1 protein-coding gene and 3 pseudogenes are annotated in these 21031 nt (G+C 72.5%); all 4 read right to left on the bottom strand.

Features of this window, described 5'->3' with window-relative positions:
* Positions 1-30: 30 nt before the first annotated feature.
* Entirely contained in the window at positions 31-8880 is an 8850-nt protein-coding gene (locus E6W39_RS42420; RefSeq protein WP_267286725.1) for a type I polyketide synthase, read from the bottom strand.
* A gap of 2 nt (positions 8881-8882) precedes the next feature.
* Positions 8883-10406 (bottom strand): annotated as a pseudogene (locus E6W39_RS44565) (type I polyketide synthase); the annotation flags it as partial.
* A 156-nt stretch (positions 10407-10562) separates the two neighbouring features.
* Positions 10563-10937: pseudogene (locus E6W39_RS44560) on the bottom strand (polyketide synthase dehydratase domain-containing protein); the annotation flags it as partial.
* 87 nt (positions 10938-11024) lie between these two features.
* Positions 11025-20963, bottom strand: a pseudogene (locus E6W39_RS44555) (SDR family NAD(P)-dependent oxidoreductase); the annotation flags it as partial.
* Positions 20964-21031: the final 68 nt, after the last annotated feature.

The following is a 21031-nucleotide window of genomic DNA, read 5'->3' as shown; positions in this document are numbered from 1 at the left end:
TCAGCTCCTGCCCGACCACGGGTTCCCCGCTCACCGTGCCGGTGGCGTGCCGCACCCAACCGTCCGTACGGGACCGGACGTCGACCCTGCGGCGGCCGGTCTCGTCCGGCTCGCCCACGACGACCTGCACGTCCACCGCGCCGTCCGCGGCAACATCAGCGGCGCCTCCAGGACCAGTTCCTCCACTGCCGCCCCTGCCGCGTGCACCACCAGTTCCACGAACGCCGTCGCGGGCAGCAGCACCGTCCCCAGTACGGAGTGGTCCGCGAGCCAGGGGTGGGTGGCCAGGGAGAGCCGACCCGTCAGGACCCGCTGCTCGCCCACCTCGACAGCGGCGCCGAGCAGCGGGTGGTCCACCGAGTCGAGCCCGGCCGCGGAAACGTCTCCGGCGCCGCCGGCGAGCCAGAACCGCGTCCGCTGGAAGGGGTAGGTGGGCAGCGCCACCGGCTCCCCTTCAGGGAACGGCCACCGCACCGGCACACCCGCGACGAACAGCCGCGCCGCGGCGGCCAGGAACTCGGCCGGGGTGCCGTGGTCGCGGCGCAGTGTCCCGGTCACCACACCCGCCTCGTGCTCCTCCAGCGCAGGCGTGAGCACCGGGTGCGGGCTGATCTCGACGAAGACGGGGTCGCTACCCGAGGCGAGCAGCGCACGGGTGGTCTGGTCGAACAGCACGGGTTCGCGGAGGTTTCGGTACCAGTAGCCGGCGTCGAGGGCGGAGGTGTCGATCTCCTCGCCGGTCACCGTCGAGTAGAACGGGATCACCGCCGGGTGCGGCGTGATGCCGGCGAGGTCGGTGAGCAGTTGCTCCCGGATCGCCTCGACCTGGACGGAGTGAGCGGCGTAGTTGACGGGCAGGCGGCGGGCGCGGATGCCGTCGGCCTCACAGGCCGTCAGCAGTTCGTCCAGCGCGTCCAGGTCGCCCGACACGACGACCGAACCGGCGGCATTGACCACCGCCACCGTCAGCCGGCCGTCCCAGCGGGCCACGAACTCGGCGGCCTGCTCATGCCCGAGGCCGACCGACACCATCCCGCCCCGGTCCGCCAGAGCGACCAGAGCCTTGCTGCGCAGGGCGACCACCTTGGCGGCGTCGTCCAACGACAACGCCCCCGCCACGTACGCCGCCGCGATCTCCCCCTGCGAATGCCCGACCACGGCATCAGGCACCACACCATGGGCACGCCACAGCTCGGCAAGCGCCACCATCACCGCGAACAGGGCGGGCTGCACCACATCCACCCGCTCCAGCGAGCCACCACCGATCAGCACCTCCACCAACGACCAGTCGGTGTACGGCGCCAACGCCGCGTCACACGCATCGATCGCCTCCCGGAACACCGACTCCGAGCCGTACAACTCCCCGCCCATACCCACCCACTGCGCACCCTGCCCCGGAAACACGAACACCGACCGACCCAGCGGGCGGGCGGTCCCGGTGACCAGACCCGGCGCCGTACCGCCCACGGCCAGCGCGTCCAGGGCCCCGGCGGTGCCCACCACCACGGCCCGGTGCTCGAACACGGTGCGGGCAGCCAGAGCGCCCCCGACCGCCGCCGGGCTCACCTCGGGATGTACGGCGGTGAAGGCGCCCAGCCGGCGCGCCTGCTCCCGCAACGCCACCTCGGACCTGGCCGACAACACCCACGGCACCACCCCACCCACGGACCCCGCCGAAACCCCGACCGGCTCCTCAGCAGCCGCCTCGATCACCACATGCGCGTTGGTGCCGCTGATGCCGAACGCCGACACGCCGGCACGGCGGGGACGCCCCGTCTCCGGCCACGGCCGGGCCTCGGTGAGCAGTGAGACATGGCCCGCCGACCAGTCGACGTGGGAGGTCGGCGCGTCCACGTGGAGGGTCCGCGGCAGTTCACCGTGCCGCATCGCCATGACCATCTTGATCACACCCGCCACGCCGGCGGCGGCTTGCGTGTGCCCGATGTTCGACTTCACCGACCCCAGCCACAACGGCTCCACCCGGTCCCGGCCGTACGTCGCCAGCAGCGCCTGCGCCTCGATGGGATCGCCGAGCGTCGTCCCCGTACCGTGCGCCTCCACCGCATCCACGTCCGCCGTCGACAGTCCCGCATTCGCCAGCGCCTGACGGATCACCCGCTCCTGCGACGGACCGTTCGGCGCCCCGAGGCCGTTGGAGGTGCCGTCCTGGTTCACCGCCGAACCCCGCACCACCGCCAGCACCCGGTGCCCATTGCGCCGCGCATCCGACAACCGCTCCAGCAGCACCAACCCCGCACCCTCACCCCACGCCGTACCGTCAGCCGCCTCGGCAAACGCCTTCACCCTGCCGTCGGGAGCCAGGCCGCGCTGGCGCGAGAACTCCGTGAACCCCAGCGGGGTCGCCATCACGGTGACCCCGCCGGCCAGGGCCAGCGAACACTCCCCCGAGCGGAGCGCCTGCGCTGCCAGGTGGATCGCCACCAGCGAGGACGAGCAGGCGGTGTCCAGCGAGACCGCCGCGCCCTCCAGCCCCAGCAGGTAGGCGATCCGGCCGGAGGTCACGCTGGTCGCGGCGCCCGTACCGAGATAGCCCTCGGCGCCGGCGGGTGCCTGGTCGCCGTAGCCGGAGGACCAGATGCCGGTGAACACGCCCGTCTGGCTGCCCCGCAACGACGTCGGATCGATCCCCGCATCCTCGACCGTCTCCCACGCGGTCTCCAGCAACACCCGCTGCTGCGGATCCATCGCCAACGCCTCACGCGGCGAAATCCCGAAGAAATCGGCATCGAACCCCGCCGCATCCGCGAGAAAACCACCCGACCGCGTATACGACGTCCCGGGATGATCCGCATCCGGATGGAACAACCCCTCAACGTCCCACCCGCGATCACCCGGAAACTCCCCGATCGCATCCACCCCACCCGACACCAAACCCCACAGCTCCTCCGGCGACCCCACCCCACCCGGCAACCGGCACCCCATGCCCACAATCACCACCGGATCAGCCCCACCACCCACCCCACCCACCGGCACCACCGACACCACACCCCCACCGAGGATCCCGCTCAGCAGGTGCTCGGCGAGTTGCCGCGGGGTGGGGTGGTCGAAGGTGACGGTGGCGGGCAGGCGCAGGCCGGTGGCGATGTTGAGCCGGTTGCGCAGTTCGACGGAGGTCAGGGAATCGAAGCCGAGCTCCTTGAACGGCTGCCGGTCCCATGCGGCCCCCGGTTCGCGGTGACCGAGCACGGCGGCGGTGTTGGCGGTGACCAGGTCGAGTGCGGCTCGCAGCCGTTCGGCCTCCGGCAGTGACCGCAGGCGGTCGGCGATCGCACCGTGCCGTGCCGGGCGCCGGGCCGCCTTGCGGGAGACGAGGCCCTTGAGGGCCGCCGGGGCCGCCGGGGCGCCCGCCATCACGGACAGGTCGAGGCGCACCGGCACCAGCGCGGCCCGGTCCGCGGCCAGGGCCGCGTCGAACAGCGACAGGGCGTGGTCGGTGGCCAGCGGCACGACCCCGGCTCGCATCAGCCGGTTCTGGTCGGCACCGGTCAGGTGCCCGGTCATGCCGCTCGGCTCGGCCCAGTAGCCCCAGGCCAGCGAGGTCGCCGGCAGTCCGAGGGCGCGCCGGTGCACGGCGAGGGCGTCGAGGAAGGTGTTGGCCGCGGCGTAGTTGGCCTGCCCGGGGCTGCCGAGCGTCCCGGCCGCCGAGGAGAAGAGGACGAACGCCGTCATGTCCCGTCCCCGGGTGAGTTCGTGCAGGTTCCACGCCGCCCGTGCCTTGGGGTCGGCGACCTGTCGGAGGCATTCGGGGGTCAGGGACTCGACCACGGCGTCGTCGAGCACGCCGGCGGCGTGGACGACCGCGGTCAGCGGGTGTGCGGCCGGGATCGAGTCCAGTACGGCCGCCAGCGCGTCCCGGTCGGCCACGTCGCAGGCGACCACGGTCACCTCCGCGCCCAGCCCGGCCAGCTCCTCGCGCAGCGCCGCCCCGCCACCACTGCGGCTGACCAGCAACAAATGCCGCACACCCCGCTCGGTCACCAGATGCCGGGCCACATGGCCCCCCAGCGTCCCCGTACCACCGGTGATCAGCACCGTACCGACCGCATCGAGATCCGCAGGAACAGTGAGGACGATCTTCCCGATGTGAGCGGCCTGGCTCATGAACCGGAACACGTCGACCGCGTCCCGGACCTCGCGTACGTCCAACGGCAGCGGTGCGAACCCGCCGTCCGTGAAGGCCCGTACGACGGCGTCCAGGATCTCGCCGAGCCGTTCCGGCCCCGCGTCGGCGATGTCGAACGCCCGGTAGACGATGTCGGGATGGTCGGCTGCGTCGCGGATGTCGGTCTTGCCCATCTCCACGAACCGGCCGCCGGGCCCGAGCAGCCGCAGGGAGGCATCGACGAACTCGCCGGACAGCGAGTCCAGAACCACGTCCATGGGCGGGAACTTCTGCTCGAACTCCAGGGTGCGCGACGAGGCGGTGTGGTCCTCGTCCAGTCCCAGGGCGCGCAGGATGTGCCATTTGGCCGAGCCGGCGGTGGCGAACACCTCCGCCCCGAGCCGCCGGGCCAGTTGGATCGCCGCCATGCCGACGCCGCCGGTGCCGGCGTGGATCAGGACCCGGTCACCGGCCTTCAGCCCGCCCAGGTCGCGCAGGCCGTACCAGGCGGTCAGGAACGCCACGGGCACTGACGCGGCCCTGGCGAACGGCCAGTCGTCGGGCATCCGGACCAGCAGCCGCTGGTCGGCGACGGTGACCGGGCCGAAGGCGCCGGGGACCAGGCCCATGACGCGGTCGCCGGGCCGGAACCGGGTGTCCGGGCCGGTTTCGAGGACGACGCCCGCGCCTTCGCCGCCCATCAGGGCCTCGCCGGGGTAGACGCCGAGGGCGATCAGCACGTCCCGGAAGTTGAGTCCGGCCGCCCGCATGGCGATCCGGACCTGCCCGGGCCCCAGCGGCTCCATGAGCTCCGGACGGGGCACCAGCGCCAGGTCGTCGATGCTGCCGGTGCCCGTGTCCTCCAGCCGCCAGGTCCCGTCTGGCGGGGTGAGGCTCGCGCCGACGCGGACCAGGCGGGGGACGCGCAGCGCCCCTTGGCGTACCGCCAGTTCCGGCTCGTCAATGCCGGCGATCAGCGCGGGGTCCCAGGTCGGGTCGGCGTCGACCAGGACGAACCGGTCGGGGTGCTCGGCCCGCGCGCCGCGGACCAGGCCCCAGACCATCGAGTGGTGGAGGCCGACCACGTCACCGGGCGCGGCGGCGACGGCGTTGCGGGTGACGACCGCCAGCCGCGTCCGCTCGCCCGCCAAGTGGTCCCGGATCACGGCGAGTACGCTCTGCGCGCTCTCGTACGCCGCCTCGACGGTGTCCGCCTCGGGCTCCGGCCCGGGCACCTCGTAGACGACCAGGTCCGCGGGGTCGCCGCCCGTCGATGCCGCTTCGAAGGGGACCCAGTCGAGTGCGTACAGGCTGTCCGGGACGGCGGTGGCGTCCCTGACGGTCAGCGACGTGACGACCGCGACCGGGGTGCCGTCCGGATCGGCCACGGCCACGGTGTACGTGTCCGGCCCGGTGGCGGACAGGCGTACGCGCAGCGTCCGGCGGCCCGCGGGCCGTATCGCCACTCCGGTGAACGCGAACGGCAGGCTGGTGCGGTCGGTGAGGAACGCCATGGGGTGCAGTGCGGCGTCGAGCAGCGCGGGGTGCAGGGCAAACGGTTCCTCGGCGGGAAGCTCCACCTCGGCGTAGACGGTGTCGCCGACCCGCCAGGCCGCCGTGACGCCCTGGAACGCCGGCCCGTACTCATAGCCGAGCACGGACAGCGAGTCGTAGAGCCCGTCGACGTCGAGGGGCTCACCGGCCGACGGCCAGTCCCAGGCGCTCAGCACCGGCTCCTCGCCCAGGGTCCCGGTGGCGTGCCGCACCCACTCGTCGCCGTCACGCGAGTACACCGTGAGCGGGTTGCGGCCGTCGTCCTCGGGGCCCACGACGACCTGGAGGTGCACCGGGGTGTCGTCGAGGACGAGCGGCGTTTCGAGCACCAGCTCCTCGACCGCGTGGCCGAGCCGGCCGGCCGCGTAGGCTGCCATCTCCGCGAACGCGGTGCCGGGCAGGAGGACGGAGCCCAGCACGGCGTGGTCGGCCAGCCACGGGTGGGTGGCGAGCGAGATCCGTCCGCTGAGCACCGCGCCGTCGGGCAGTTCCACGAACGTGCTGAGCAGAGGGTGGTCGCCCGACTCCGTCGGGACGGGCCGCAGCCAGTACGGCTGGCGCTGGAAGGCGTACGTCGGCAGGCTGACGGGCTCGGTGTCGTCCGGGAACCGCCAGTCGACCGGGACACCATGGACGTGCAGGCGGCCGAGCGAGGTGAGGAAGTCGTCCTGGTCGCGCCGGAGCGTGCCGGTGACGAGGAGGTCGGAGCCGTGGTGGTGACCGGTCTCCTCGACGGCGGAGACCAGGACCGGGTGCGGGCTGACCTCGACGAAGACGGTGTGGCCGTGGTCGAGCAGCGCACGGGTGGTCTGGTCGAACAGCACGGGTTCGCGGAGGTTGCGGTACCAGTAGTCGACGTCGAGGGCGGAGGTGTCGACCGGTTCCGCGGTGACCGTGGAGTAGAACGGGATCGCCGCCGGGCGCGGTGTGATGCCGGCCAGGTCGGTCAGCAACTGCTCGCGGATCGCCTCGACCTGGACGGAGTGGGCGGCGTAGTCGACGGGCAGGCGGCGGGCGCGGATGCCGTCGGCCTCACAGGCCGCCAGCAGTTCGTCCAGCGCGTCCAGATCACCCGATACCACCACGCTGTCCGCCGAATTGACCACCGCCACGGTCAGCCGGCCGTCCCAGCGAGCCACGAACTCGGCGGCCTGCTCATGCCCGAGCCCTATGGAAACCATGCCGCCCTGGTCGGCCAACACCGCCAGCGCCCTGCTCCGTAACGCCACCACCTTGGTGGCGTCGTCCAGGGACAACGCCCCCGCCACATACGCCGCCGCGATCTCCCCCTGCGAATGCCCGACGACGGCATCAGGCACCACACCATGGGCACGCCACAACTCCGCCAGCGCCACCATCACCGCGAACAGGGCGGGCTGCACCACATCCACCCGCTCCAGCGAGCCACCACCGATCAGCACCTCCACCAACGACCAGTCGGTGTACGGCGCCAACGCCGCGTCACACGCATCGATCGCCTCCCGGAACACCGACTCCGAGCCGTACAACTCCCCACCCATCCCCACCCACTGCGCACCCTGCCCCGGAAACACGAACACCGACCGACCCAGCGGATGGACGGTCCCGGTGACCAGACCCGGCGCCGTACCGCCCACGGCCAGCGCCTCCAACGCCTCCACACCGCTCAGCACCGCACGGTGATCGAAACGCGACCGCCCCGCCAACGCCCGGCCCACCGCAACCGCGCCAACCCCCGGATGCCCGGCCAGGAACGCCCCCAGCCGACGCGCCTGCTCCCGCAACGCCACATCCGACTTCCCCGACAACACCCACGGCACCACCCCGCCTGCGGACCCCGTCGAAACCCCGACCGACTCTTCAGCGGCCGCCTCGATCACCACGTGCGCGTTGGTGCCGCTGATGCCGAACGCCGACACGCCGGCACGGCGGGGACGCCCCGTCTCCGGCCACGGCCGGGCCTCGGTGAGCAGTGAGACATGGCCCGCCGACCAGTCGACGTGGGAGGTCGGCGCGTCCACGTGGAGGGTCCGCGGCAGTTCACCGTGGCGCATCGCCATGACCATCTTGATCACACCCGCCACGCCGGCGGCGGCTTGCGTGTGCCCGATGTTCGACTTCACCGACCCCAGCCACAACGGCTCGTCCCGCCCCTGACCGTAGGTCGCCAGCAGTGCCTGAGCCTCGATGGGGTCGCCAAGGGTGGTCCCGGTGCCGTGGGCCTCCGCCGCGTCCACGTCCGCCGTCGACAGTCCGGCATTCGCCAACGCCTGCCGGATGACGCGTTCTTGGGACGGACCATTCGGCGCCGCAAGCCCGTTCGACGCGCCGTCCTGGTTCACCGCCGAGCCCCGGACGACCGCCAGCACCCGGTGGCCGTTACGGCGGGCGTCGGACAGGCGTTCCAGCAGCACCAAGCCGGCGCCCTCACCCCAGGCCGTACCATCGGCCGCCTCGGCAAACGCCTTCACCCGGCCATCGGCCGCAAGGCCTCGCTGCCGCGAGAACTCGACAAACCCCGCCGGCGTCGCCATCACCGTCACACCACCGGCCAACGCCAGCGAACACTCCCCCGCCCGCAATGCCTGCGCCGCCAGATGGATCGCCACCAGCGACGACGAACACGCCGTGTCCACCGACACCGCCGGACCCTCCAGCCCCAGCAGATACGACACCCGCCCGGACGTGGCGCTGGTGGCTGTTCCGGTGGCGAGAAAACCTTCGAGGTCCGGCGGCGGCTGGTTGCCGTAGCCGGAGGACCACAGGCCGGTGAACACGGCTGTGCGGCTGCCGCCGAGTGTGGTCGGGTCGATGCCGGCGTACTCGAAGGTCTCCCAGGCGGTTTCCAGCAGCACCCGCTGCTGCGGGTCCATCGCCAGTGCCTCGCGCGGCGAGATACCGAAGAACCCGGCGTCGAAGCCGGCGCCGTCGGCGAGGAAGCCGCCCGATCGGCTGTAGGTCGTGCCCGGCCGGTCCGGGTCAGGGTCGTAGACGACGTCCCATCCACGGTCCGGCGGGAATTCGGTGATCGCGTCGGCACCGTCCGAGACAAGCCGCCACAGGCCGTCCGGGGACTCCACTCCGCCCGGGTAGCGGCAGCCCATGCCGATGATCGCGATCGGCTCGCGCGCGGCCTCCTCCATGTCGGAGAGGCGCTTGCTGAGCACTCCCAGGTCGGCCGTGGCCCGCTTGAGGTAAGTGCGGAGCTTCTCTTCGTCGGACATCGCTACTCCTCAGCGTTTCGGGACTCGCCCGAGCGGATGACCTCGGTCCTGCGGTGCGCATGGTCCAAAAGGCTGAACAGTTCGTCGTCGCTGACCTCGTCGACACCGGCCGCGGAGCCGGTACGTTTGGCGGTCCAGGCCGCGAGAAGTGCTTCGAGGCGGGTCGCGACGGTCTCGTAGTCGGCGTCGGCGGCTGCCGCGTCCAGGGTGGACTTGAGCTGGTCGAGTTCGGCGAGCAGGGGGTCGGGTTCGGTGCCGTGCAGCCGTGTGTGCACGAAGGCGGCGAGGCGGGCCGGTGTCGGGTGGTCGAAGACGAGCGTGGCTGGCAGGCGCAGGCCGGTGTCCGCGTCGAGCTGGTTGCGCAGTTCCACGGCGGTGAGCGAGTCGAACCCGATGTCGGTGAACGCCTGGTCGGGGTTGACCGCCTCCGGTGACGAGTGCCCCAGGACGAGGGCGACCTGGCCCACGACGAGTTGCAGCACGTCGGCCTGCGTCCACGCGCGGTCGGCGGCCTTCCTGCGCCGGGGCCGTACCAGCTCCCGCAGCAGGGCGGGCGGGTCGCCGGCGCGGCGCAGCGCCGGCAGGTCGAACCTGACGGGGGCGAGGGTGGGGGTGCCCGCGGTCAGCGCGGCGTCGAACAGGGCCAGCGCGTCCGTCGTCGGCAGCGGCCTTACGCCGGCCCTGGCCAGGCGGTGCCGGTCGGTGGCGGTCAGACCTCCGGTCATGCCGCTGGCCTCCGCCCAGTAGCCCCAGGCGAGCGACACGGCTGGCTGTCCCTGGGCGTGCCGGTGTGCGGCGAGGCCGTCGAGGTACGCGTTCGCCGCCGCGTAGTTCGCCTGGCCCGCGCCGCCCAGCACACCGGCCGCCGACGAGAACAGCACGAACGCCTCCAGGTCCGAGGTCAGTTCGTGGAGGTGCCGCGCCGCGAGGGCCTTCGGCTCCCACACGCGCGCGAACTGCTGCGGGGTGAGGGATTCCACGACGGTGTCGGCCAGCGTGCCCGCGGCGTGGATCACCGAGGTGACCGGGTGTTCGGCGAGCAGCCGCGCCACCGCCTCGCGGTCGGACACGTCGCACGCCACGATGTCGGCGGTCGCGCCCAGCGCGGCCAGGTCGGCGGTCAGCGCGGCGGCGCCGGGGGCGTCCGGGCCGCTCCGGCTGACCAGCAGCAGGTGCCGCACGCCGTGCCGTACGGCGAGGTGGCGGGCGATCGTGCCGCCCAGGGTGCCGGTGCCGCCGGTGACGAGCACCGTGCCCTCGGGGCTGAGCGGCGAGGGCAGCGGTTCGGTCCGCGCCCGTTCGAGGCGGGGGACGTGAACGGCGCCGACGCGGATCGCGAGCTGGGGTTCGTCGCCGGCCAGCCGGACCTCGTCGCCGTCGTCACCGTCGACCAGCACGAACCGGCCGGGGTGCTCGGTGGCGGCCGACCGGACCAGGCCCCAGACGGCGGCGGCCTGCGGGTCGACGTCCTCGCCCGGCCGAACCGGCACGGCGTTGCGCGTGGCGACCACCATGCGCGGGGTGTCCGTGGTGAGGAAGTCCTGGATCACCCGCAGGGTCTCGACGGGCGATGTGGCGTGGTGGACCGGGATGTCCGGTTCGATGGTCGCCGCTTCCAGGACCGGCCACGCCACCTGGTACGGCACGTCCTGCGTGGTGGCCCCGGCCGGCCGGCGCAGGGTCAACGAGGCTATCTCGGCGACCGGCGCGCCCGACTGGTCGGCGAGGCCGATCGCGCAGGTGTCCTGGCCGGTCACGGTCAGCCGGACCCTGGCGTGCTCGGCGCCGCGCCACCAGGAGATCCCGGCGAAGGAGAACGGCATCTTCGCCCGGTCGTCGGCGACGGTCACGATCTGGATCGCGGCGTCGAGCAGGGCGGGGTGCAGGGCGAACCGGGTGTCGCCGGGGGGTACGGTCACCTCCGCATAGAGGGTGTCGCCGTCGCGCCAGGCCGCTCGCAGACCTTGGAAGGCCGTGCCGTAGGCAAATCCGGCGTCGGCCAGGTTGTCGTAGAAGGCGTCGAGGTCGACGGCTTCGGCGTGCGGCGGCCACTGCCGTGCCCAGGGCTCCCGTGGTGCGACGGGTACGGTGCCCAGGGTCCCGGTGGCGTGCCGTACCCACTCGCCGTCTGCGCGCGAGTGGATCGAGATGCTGCGCCGGCCCGCCCGGTCGGGGCCGACGGTAACGGACACCTGCACGCCGTCCGCGACCACCAGCGGTGTCTCCAGCGTCAGGTCCTCGACCGCCGGGCAGCCGACGTGTTCGCCGGCCCGGAGCGCCAGGTCCACGAACGCCGCGGCGGGCAGCAGGGGCGAGCCCGAGATGACGTGTTCGGTGAGCCACGGCTGCGCGGCGGTGGCGAGTCGTCCCGTCAGCACCACGCCGTTGTCGTCGGGGAGTTCCATGGCGTCCCGCAGCAGCGGGTGGTCGATCCGGCCGTCACCGGTCGGTGCCGGGGTAGTGGGCTGGAGCCAGTAGTGCTGGTGCTGGAACGCGTACGAGGGCACCCGCCCGCCCAACACCCGCGCCGGCGTGGTCACGGGCGGTGTCCAGCCCACCGCGCCGTCCGCCCACAACCGCCCCAGCCCCGCGAACAACGACTCCACCGAATCACCATGACGCCGCATCAACCCGTGGGCCAGCAACAGCGGATGCGGACCCACCTCCACCAACCCCGCAACACCCTGACCCGCCAGCCACTCCAAGGCATCGGCGAACCGCACCGGCTCCCGCACCTGCCGCACCCAGTACGCGGGTTCCCCCATGTCGACCGGATGTCCGGTCACGGTGGAGACCACCGGGATCCTCGGCTGACGGAACGTCAAACCTGTAGCCACCTCGCCAAGTTCCTCCAGCACCGGATCCATCCGCGCCGAATGGAACGCATGACTGACCGTCAACCGCCGTACCCGACGCCCACGACCAAGCCACACCTCACCCACCGACTCGACCGCAGCCTCGTCCCCCGACAGCACGACCGCATCTGGCCCGTTCACCGCCGCCACCTCGGCACCCGGCACCAGCGACCCCACCACCTCCTCCACCGACGCCTGCACCGACACCATCGCCCCACCCACAGGCAACCCCTGCATCAACCGACCCCGCGCCCCCACCAGCCGACAGGCGTCCTCCAACCCCAAAACCCCCGCCACATGAGCCGCCGCCACCTCACCCACCGAATGCCCCACCACGAAATCCGGCCGAACCCCCAACCACTCCACCAACCGGAACAACGCCACCTGCAACGCGAACACGCCGCCCTGCGTGAACTCCGTCTCCCCCAACACCCCTTCCGCGTCCTCGAACAACACCCCAACCGGCAACCCCAACAAACCGCAGACCTCGTCCAACACCCGCGCGAACACCGGGAAGACCCGATACAGACCCCGCCCCATCCCCACCCACTGACCACCCTGACCAGAAAACACAAACGCCGACCTACCCGGGGAGGCAGTGCCCGTGACAATTCCGGGTTTTCCGCCGATCAGCGCGTCCAGGCCGGCCGGGTCCGTCAGCACAGCACGGTGCGGAAACCGAGCCCGCGCGGCCAGGTCCGCGGCCACCTCGGCCGGTGCGACCTCGGGGTGCTCGGTGAGGAACCCGCGCAGCCTGCGGGCCTGGTCGCGCAGGGCCGCGTCCGACTTCGCCGACAGCAGCCACGGCACCGGCACGACGGCTGCGGGCGCGGGCGTGGAAGCGGCAGGGGACTCGGGATCGGAAGCGGGATCGTAGGCAGGGGACTCGGACGACGACTCCTCGGCCGGGTCCGGGGCCGGCGCCTCCAGGATCACGTGCGCGTTCGTACCGCTGATACCGAACGCCGACACGCCGGCCCGGCGGGGACGCCCCGTCTCCGGCCACGGCCGAGCCTCGGTCAGCAGCGAGACACGGCCCGCCGACCAGTCGACATGCGAGGTCGGCGCGTCGACATGCAGCGTCGGCGGCAGTTGCCCGTACCGCATCGCCATGACCATCTTGATCACACCCGCCACACCCGCCGCCGCCTGCGTGTGCCCGATGTTCGACTTCACCGACCCCAACCACAACGGCTCCACCCGGTCCCGGCCGTACGTCGCCAACAGCGCCTGCGCCTCAATAGGGTCACCGAGAGTGGTGCCGGTACCGTGCGCCTCCACCGCGTCCACCTCGGACGGCTCCAACCCGGCACTCGCCAATGCCTGACGAATCACCCGCTCCTGCGACGGACCATTCGGCGCGGTCAACCCATTGGACGCCCCGTCCTGATTCACCGCCGAACCCCGCACCACCGCCAGCACCCGGTGACCGTTGCGCCGCGCATCCGACAACCGCTCCAGCAGCACGACACCCGCACCCTCACCCCACGCCGTACCGTCAGCCGCCTCGGCGAACGCCTTCACCCGGCCATCCGCCGCAAGCCCCCGCTGGCGGGAGAACTCGACGAACCCCGCCGGCGTCGCCATCACCGTCACACCACCGGCCAACGCCAGCGAACACTCCCCCGCCCGCAGCGCCTGCGCCGCCAGGTGAATCGCCACCAGCGACGACGAGCAGGCCGTGTCCACCGACACCGCCGGACCCTCCAACCCGAGCAGGTACGACACCCGCCCGGAGGTCACACTCGTCGCCGTGCCCGTCGAGAGGTAGCCCTCCAGGTCGGGCGACTGTGCCCCGGCGCCATAGCCCGAGGACCAGATGCCGGTGAACACGCCCGTCTGGCTGCCCCGCAACGACGTCGGATCGATCCCCGCATCCTCGAACGTCTCCCACACCGTCTCCAGCAACACCCGCTGCTGCGGATCCATCGCCAACGCCTCACGCGGCGAAATCCCGAAGAACGCGGCATCGAAGTCGCCTGCGGCGTCGAGGAAGCCGCCCCATCGCGTGTACGACCTCCCCGGACCACCCGCCGGATCGTAAAGACGACCCACGTCCCATCCACGGTCCGGCGGGAACTCCCCGACCGCATCCACCTCACCCGCCACCAGACCCCACAGCTCCTGCGCCGACCCCACCCCACCCGGATACCGGGCTCCCAACCCCACCACCACCACCGGATCACCCGACACCGGAACCCCAACCGGCACACGTGAGGCAGGGGCCTGGCGCCGGGCGCCGACCAGGAGGCCCCGCAGGTGGCCGGCCAGCGCGTCGGGGGTCGGGTAGTCGAAGGTCAGCGTCGCGGGCAGCGGTACCCCGGCGACCGCGGACAGGCGGTTGCGCAGTTCCACTGCGGTGAGCGAATCGAAGCCCAGGTCCTTGAAGGCCCGCTCGGCGCTGACGGCCGCGGTGTCGGTGTGGCCGAGGACCGCGGCCGTCTGGCCGGTGACCAGTTCCAGGACACGGCTGTGCTGCTCGGTCTCGGGCAGGGCCGCCAGTTCCCTGCCCAGGCCCGGCCGGTCCGTGCGCCGGGAGGGCCTGGTACGGGTGAGGCGGCTGAGCAGGGGACGGGTGGACGCCGCCGACAGGTCGAGGTGTGCGGGGACCAGCGCGGGATCGGCGGCGCCCAGGGCCAGGTCGAACAGTGCCAGCGCCTGGTTCGTGGGCATCGGCAGCACGCCGGCGCGGGCGAGGCGCTTGCGGTCGGTGTCGGTGAGGTGTTCGGTCAACCCGCTGGCCTCGGCCCATTGTCCCCAGGCCAGCGACACGCCCGGCAGACCCAGGGCACGCCGGTGCACGGCGAGGGCGTCCAGGAAGGCGTTCGCGGCGGCATAGTTCGCCTGGCCCGGGCCGCCCAGCACACCGGCGGCGGACGAGAAGAGCACGAATGCACTCAGGCCGAGGTCTTTCGTCAGCTCGTGCAGGTGCCAGGCGGCGTCGGCCTTGGGCCGCAGCACCTGGTCGATCCGGCCGGGCGTGAGGGATTCGACGACTCCGTCGTCGAGCACGCCGGCCGCGTGCACGACCGCGGTCAGCGGGTGCGCGGCCGGGATCGAGTCCAGTACGGCCGCCAGCGCGTCCCGGTCGGCCACGTCGCAGGCCACCACCTCGGCGTCGAAGTCCACCTCCGCCGCGTTCCTGCTGAGCAGGAGCAGGTGCCGGATGCCGTGCTGGTCGCGCAGGTGCCGGGCGACGAGGCGGCCTAGTGTTCCGGTGCCTCCGGTGATCAGCACGGTGCCGTTCGGGTCGAGCGGGCCGGGTGCCGGGGCGGCTTCGGCCCGTACCAGGCGGGCGGCGCGGGCGGCGCCGTCGCGGACGACGAGCTGCGGTTCGTCCCCCGCGACGAGGACGCGGTCGTCGGTGTCGACGAGCACGAACCGGTCGGGGTGTTCCGCCTGGGCCGCGCGGACCAGGCCCCAGACGACGCTGGACGGCAGGTCGACGGGGTCCGGCCCGACCGCGCCACGGGTCACGACGGCCAGCCGGCCGTCCCTCTCGCGCAGGAAGTCCTGGAGCACGCCCAGCGTCTCGGCGGCGACGATGTGCGCGGCCGCAACGGGATCCCCCGCCGGGGGCGTGACGTGGTGGACGGTCGGGGCTTCGCCGGTGCTCTCGACGGGCACCCAGTCGAGGCGGAAGAGCTGGTTGGTCCCGACGGCGGCCAGGCCCGGCGGCCGGTGGCGCACGGTCAGCGCGTCGATCACCGCCAGCGGCCCGGATTCGTCGGCGAGCGCGACCCGGAAGGTGTCGGGGCCGGTGGGTGTTAGGCGGACCCGGGCCGTGGAGCCGGCTTTCCGCATCGACACCCCGGCGAAGGAGAACGGCAGGCGGCCGGCCGCCAGCAGGGTCAGCGGCTGGAGTGCGGCGTCGAGCAGCGCGGGGTGGAGACCGAAGCGGTCGCGGGTGTCGGCGGGCAGCGCCACCTCGGCATAGAGCTCGTCGCCCTGCCGCCGGATCTCGCGTACGCCCGCGAACACCGGCCCGTACTCGTAGCCCTGGGCGGCGAGGGTGTCGTAGAAGTCGGTCAGGTCGACGGGCTCACCGGCCGGCTGCCAGGGCTCGCCGGTGTCGTACGGGTGGGGGCGGCCGCCGGTCGCCAGCATGCCGGTGGCGTGCCGCAGCCAGGTGCCGCCCGTCCGGGAGTGCACGGTGACGGGGCGTCGGCCCGTCCCGTCCGGTGCGCCGACGACGACCTGGACCGGCACGGAACCGTCGTCCGGCAGGATCATGGGGGCTTCCAGCACCAGTTCGTCCAGGACGTCGCAGCCGGTCTGCCGTCCGGCGTGCATGGCGAGTTCGACGAACACGGTGCCGGGCAGCAGCACGGAGCCCAGGACGACGTGGTCGGCCAGCCATGGCCGGGTAGCCGTCGAGAGTCGCCCCGTGAGCAGGACGCTCTGGTCCCCGGCCAGTTCGACGACGGCCCCGAGCAGCGGGTGCCCGGCCGAGTCCAGTCCCGCCGCCGACACGTCGCCCTTCGCGGCGGCGGGGTTCAACCAGTACGGCCGGTGTTGGAAGGCGTACGTCGGCAGCGGGACGTGGTGGGGCTCGCCGGGGAAGACTGGCGTCCAGTCGACGGCCACGCCTTGCGTGTGCAGGCGCGCCAGGGCGAGGTGGAATTCCTGCCTGCCGCTGCCGCGGCGCAGCGTGCCGGTCACGACGCCGTCCATCACCGGCACCAGTACGGGGTGCGGGCTGACCTCCACGAACACGCCGTGCCGGTCCTGTGTAAGGGCCTCGACGGCGAGGTCGAAGCGTACGGGTTCGCGGAGGTTGCGGTACCAGTAGCCGGCGTCGAGGGCGGAGGTGTCGATCTCCTCGCCGGTCACCGTCGAGTAGAACGGGATCACCGCCGGGTGCGGCGTGATGCCGGCGAGGTCGGTGAGCAGTTGCTCCCGGATCGCCTCGACCTGGACGGAGTGAGCGGCGTAGTTGACGGGCAGTCGGCGGGCGCGGATACCGTCGGCCTCACAGGCCGTCAGCAGTTCGTCCAGCGCGTCCAGGTCGCCCGACACGACGACCGAACCGGCGGCATTGACCACCGCCACCGTCAGCCGGCCGTCCCAGCGGGCCACGAACTCGGCGGCCTGCTCATGCCCGAGGCCGACCGACACCATCCCGCCCCGGTCCGCCAGAGCGACCAGAGCCTTGCTGCGCAGGGCGACCACCTTGGCGGCGTCCTCCAACGACAACGCCCCCGCCACGTACGCCGCCGCGATCTCCCCCTGCGAATGCCCGACCACGGCATCAGGCACCACACCATGGGCACGCCACAACTCCGCCAGCGCCACCATCACCGCGAACAGAGCAGGCTGCACCACATCCACCCGCTCCAGCGAGCCACCACCGATCAGCACCTCCACCAACGACCAGTCGGTGTACGGCGCCAACGCCGCGTCACACGCATCGATCGCCTCCCGGAACACCGACTCCGAGCCGTACAACTCCCCACCCATCCCCACCCACTGCGCACCCTGCCCGGAAACACGAACACCGACCGACCCAGCGAACCGGCCACACCCGTGATGACGCGGGGGTCTCCGTCGGCGAGGTCGGCCAGTTCCGCCATGAGGTCGGTCCGGGTACTGCCCACCAGGGCCGCCCGGTGGGCGAGCATGGTGCGGGTGGTGGCGAGGGCCCGGCCGATCGCGGCCGACCGGAGTCCGGGGTGGGCGGTGATGTGGTCCGCGAGCCGTCGGGCCTGGGCGCGGAGGGCGTCGTCCGTCTTGCCGGACAGCAGCCACACGGTGGGCTCCGCGGAGTCGTCCGCGGCGGGTTGTTCGGGCCCTTCTTGTTCGGGGGTGTCTTCCGGGAACTGTTCGATGACGACGTGGGCGTTGGTGCCGCTGGCCCCGAAGGCCGAGATGCCCGCGCGGCGGGGACGCCCCGTCTCCGGCCACGGCCGGGCCTCGGTCAGCAGCCGAATGCCACCGGCGTCCCACTCGACATGCGGCGTGGGCTCCTGGACGCGCAGTGTCGGCGGCAGTTCGCCGTGCCGCATCGCCATGACCATCTTGATCACACCAGCCACACCGGCCGCCGCCTGGGTGTGGCCGATGTTCGACTTCACCGACCCCAGCCACAACGGCTCCACCCGGTCCCGGCCGTACGTCGCCAGCAGCGCCTGCGCCTCGATGGGATCGCCGAGCGTCGTCCCCGTACCGTGCGCCTCCACCGCGTCCACCTCGGACGGCTCCAACCCGGCGTTCGCCAGCGCCTGGCGGATGACGCGTTCCTGGGAGGGGCCGTTGGGCGCGGTCAACCCATTGGACGCCCCGTCCTGATTGACCGCCGAACCCCGCACCACCGCCAGCACCCGGTGACCGTTGCGACGGGCGTCCGACAACCGCTCCAGCAGCACCAACCCCGCACCCTCACCCCACGCCGTACCATCAGCCGTCGACGAGAAGGGCTTGCACCGGCCGTCAGGGGCCAGGGCACGCTGGCGGGAGAACTCCGTGAACTGCAGGGGGGTCACGCTCACGGTCACCCCGCCGGCCAGGGCGAGTGTGCACTCCCCCGAGCGCAGCGCCTGCGCGGCGAGGTGGATCGCCATCAGTGACGAGGAGCAGGCGGAGTCGACGGACACGGCCTGGCCCTGGAGGCCCAGCAGGTAGGAGACCCGGCCGGAGGTGATGCTCGGCGAGATGCCGGTAGCGAGGTAGCCCTCGGTGTCGGGCGGTGCCTGGTCGGGGCTGCCGACGTAGCCGGAGGACCAGATGCCGGTGAACACGCCCGTCTGGCTGCCCCGCAACGACGTCGGATCGATCCCCGCATCCTCGAACGTCTCCCACGCGGTCTCCAGCAACACCCGCTGCTGCGGATCCATCGCCAACGCCTCACGCGGCGAAATCCCGAAGAAATCGGCATCGAACCCCGCCGCATCCGCGAGAAAACCACCCGACCGCGTATACGACGTCCCGGGATGATCCGCATCCGGATGGAACAACCCCTCAACGTCCCACCCGCGATCACCCGGAAACTCCCCGATCGCATCCACCCCACCCGACACCAAACCCCACAGCTCCTCCGGCGACCCCACCCCACCCGGCAACCGGCACCCCATGCCCACAATCACCACCGGATCAGCCCCACCACCCACCCCACCCACCGGCACCACCGACACCACACCCCCACCCGCACCGGAGAGTTCGGCTGTGAGGTGGTCGGCGAGGTCGGCGGGAGTGGGGTGGTCGAAGACGAGGGTCGCGGGCAGCCGCAGGCCGGTGGCGCCGGCGAGGCGGTTGCGCAGTTCGACGGAGGTCAGGGAATCGAAGCCGAGGTCGCAGAAGGCGAGTCCGGGGGTGATCGCGGCGGCGTCGGAGTGGCCGAGGACGGTGGCGGTGTGGGCGGCGACCAGGGACAGCAGGTCCGACGCGGGGGCCTTTGGCGTCGGCAGGGTCTGCGGCATCGAGAGGTCGGCCGTGGTCAGCGCGGGACGTCCGGCAGCCAGCGCGGTGTCGAACATGGCCAGGGCGCGTTCGATGCTGATGGGGCGGATGCCCTTGCGGGCGAGGCGTTGGCGGTCGGCCGCGGTGAGGTGGCGGTCATGCCGCTCTCCTGCTCCCAGTAGCCCCAGGCCATCGACACGGCGGGCAGTCCGAGGGTCTGCCGGTGTGCGGCGAACGCGTCGAGGTAGGAGTTCGCGGCTGCGTAGCCGGCCTGGCCGGCGTTGCCGAGTACACCCGCGGCCGCGGAGAACAGCACGAAGGCGGCGAGGTGGTCCTCGCGGATCAGCTCGTGCAGGTGCCAGGCGCCGTCGACCTTGGGACGCAGCACCCGGTCGAGCTGCTCTGCGGTCAGCCGTTCCATGACGGTGTCGTCGAGCACGCCGGCCGCGTGGACGACGGCGGTGAGCGGATGCTCGGCCGGGATCGAGTCCAGTACGGCCGCCAGCGCGTCCCGATCCGCGACGTCACAGGCCACGACCCGCACGTCGACGTCCCCTTGCGGCTCCAGGTGCGGCACGGCGCCGCCGCCGCGGCTCACGAGCAGCAGGTGCCGTACCCCGTGGCGGGACACCAGGTGCCGGGCGACGGCCTGGCCGAGGGTGCCGGTGCCTCCGGTGATCAGCACGGTGCCGTCGGGGTCGATCGGCTGGGGGACGGTGAGGACGATCTTGCCGATGTGGCGGGCCTGGCTCATCAGCCGGAAGGAGGCGACGGCCTGGCGGAGGTCCGCGGCGGTGACCGGCAGCAGCTCCAGCGTCCCGTCGGCGACCATCGCCACGACCCTGGAGAGGATGTCGCCCTGCCGCGCGGGGTCGACGTCGTTGAGGTCGAAGGCCCGGTAGATCAGGCCCTCGGGTGAGCGGACGTCCGTCTTGCCCAGCTCGACGAACCGTCCGCCGTCGGCGAGCAGCCGCAGGGAGGCGTCGGTGAGTTCTCCCGCGAGCGAGTTGAGGACGACGTCCATGGCCGGGAACCGGTCGGCGAACCGAGTGTCGCGGGACGAACCGATGTGGTCGTCCGCCAGTCCGAGGCGCCGCAGGGTGTCCCACTTGGCGGGGCTCGCGGTGGCGAAGACCTCCGCACCGCTGTTCAGGGCCAACTGGATGGCGGCCATGCCCACACCGCCCGCGCCGGAGTGGACCAGGACCCGGTCGCCGGGGCGCAGTTCGCCGAGGTCGAACAGCCCGTACCAGGCGGTGGTGAACGCGATAGGCACCGACGCCGCCTCGGTGAAGCTCCAGCCGTCGGGATCGCCGTCAGGAGCCGGTGGTCGGCGACCGCGCGCGGCCCGAAGGCGCCGGGCATCATCCCCATGACGCGGTCGCCGGGCCGCCAGGCCGTGACGCCGGGGCCGACCTCGAGGACGGTGCCGGCCCCTTCGCCGCCCAACGGGGGCCGGTCCGGGTACATGCCGAGGGTGATGAGCACGTCGCGGAAGTTCAGGCCGGCCGCGCGTACGGCGACCCGTACCTGTCCGGGTTCCAGCGCGGCCTCTTGCCAGGGCAGCAGGGCCAGGTCGTCCAGTTGCCCGGTGCCGGACTCGCTCAGCCGGTACGCGCCGTCGGGGGCGGTCAGTTCCGGCGCGTACCTGGCCTGCCGCGGCACGAGGACGCCTTCCTGGCGCAGGGCCAGTTCGGGTTCGTCGCCGGCTGTCATGGCGGCCCGGACCGCGTCCTCCTCGGACGCGTCGCCCATGTCGACCAGGACGAACCGGCCGGGGTGCTCGGCGGCGGCGCTGCGGACCAGGCCGCGTACGGCCGCGCCGGCCACGCCGCGGGTCAGGACGGCCAGGCGTGCGGCCGCCCGCTCCGGCTGCTCGGCCAGGAAGTCCTGGACGAGCG

This window comes from Kitasatospora acidiphila (assembly GCF_006636205.1).
GTDB lineage: Bacteria > Actinomycetota > Actinomycetes > Streptomycetales > Streptomycetaceae > Kitasatospora > Kitasatospora acidiphila.
Note: the sequence above shows the minus strand (reverse complement) of the source record. Positions and strands in the feature narration are given on the sequence as shown.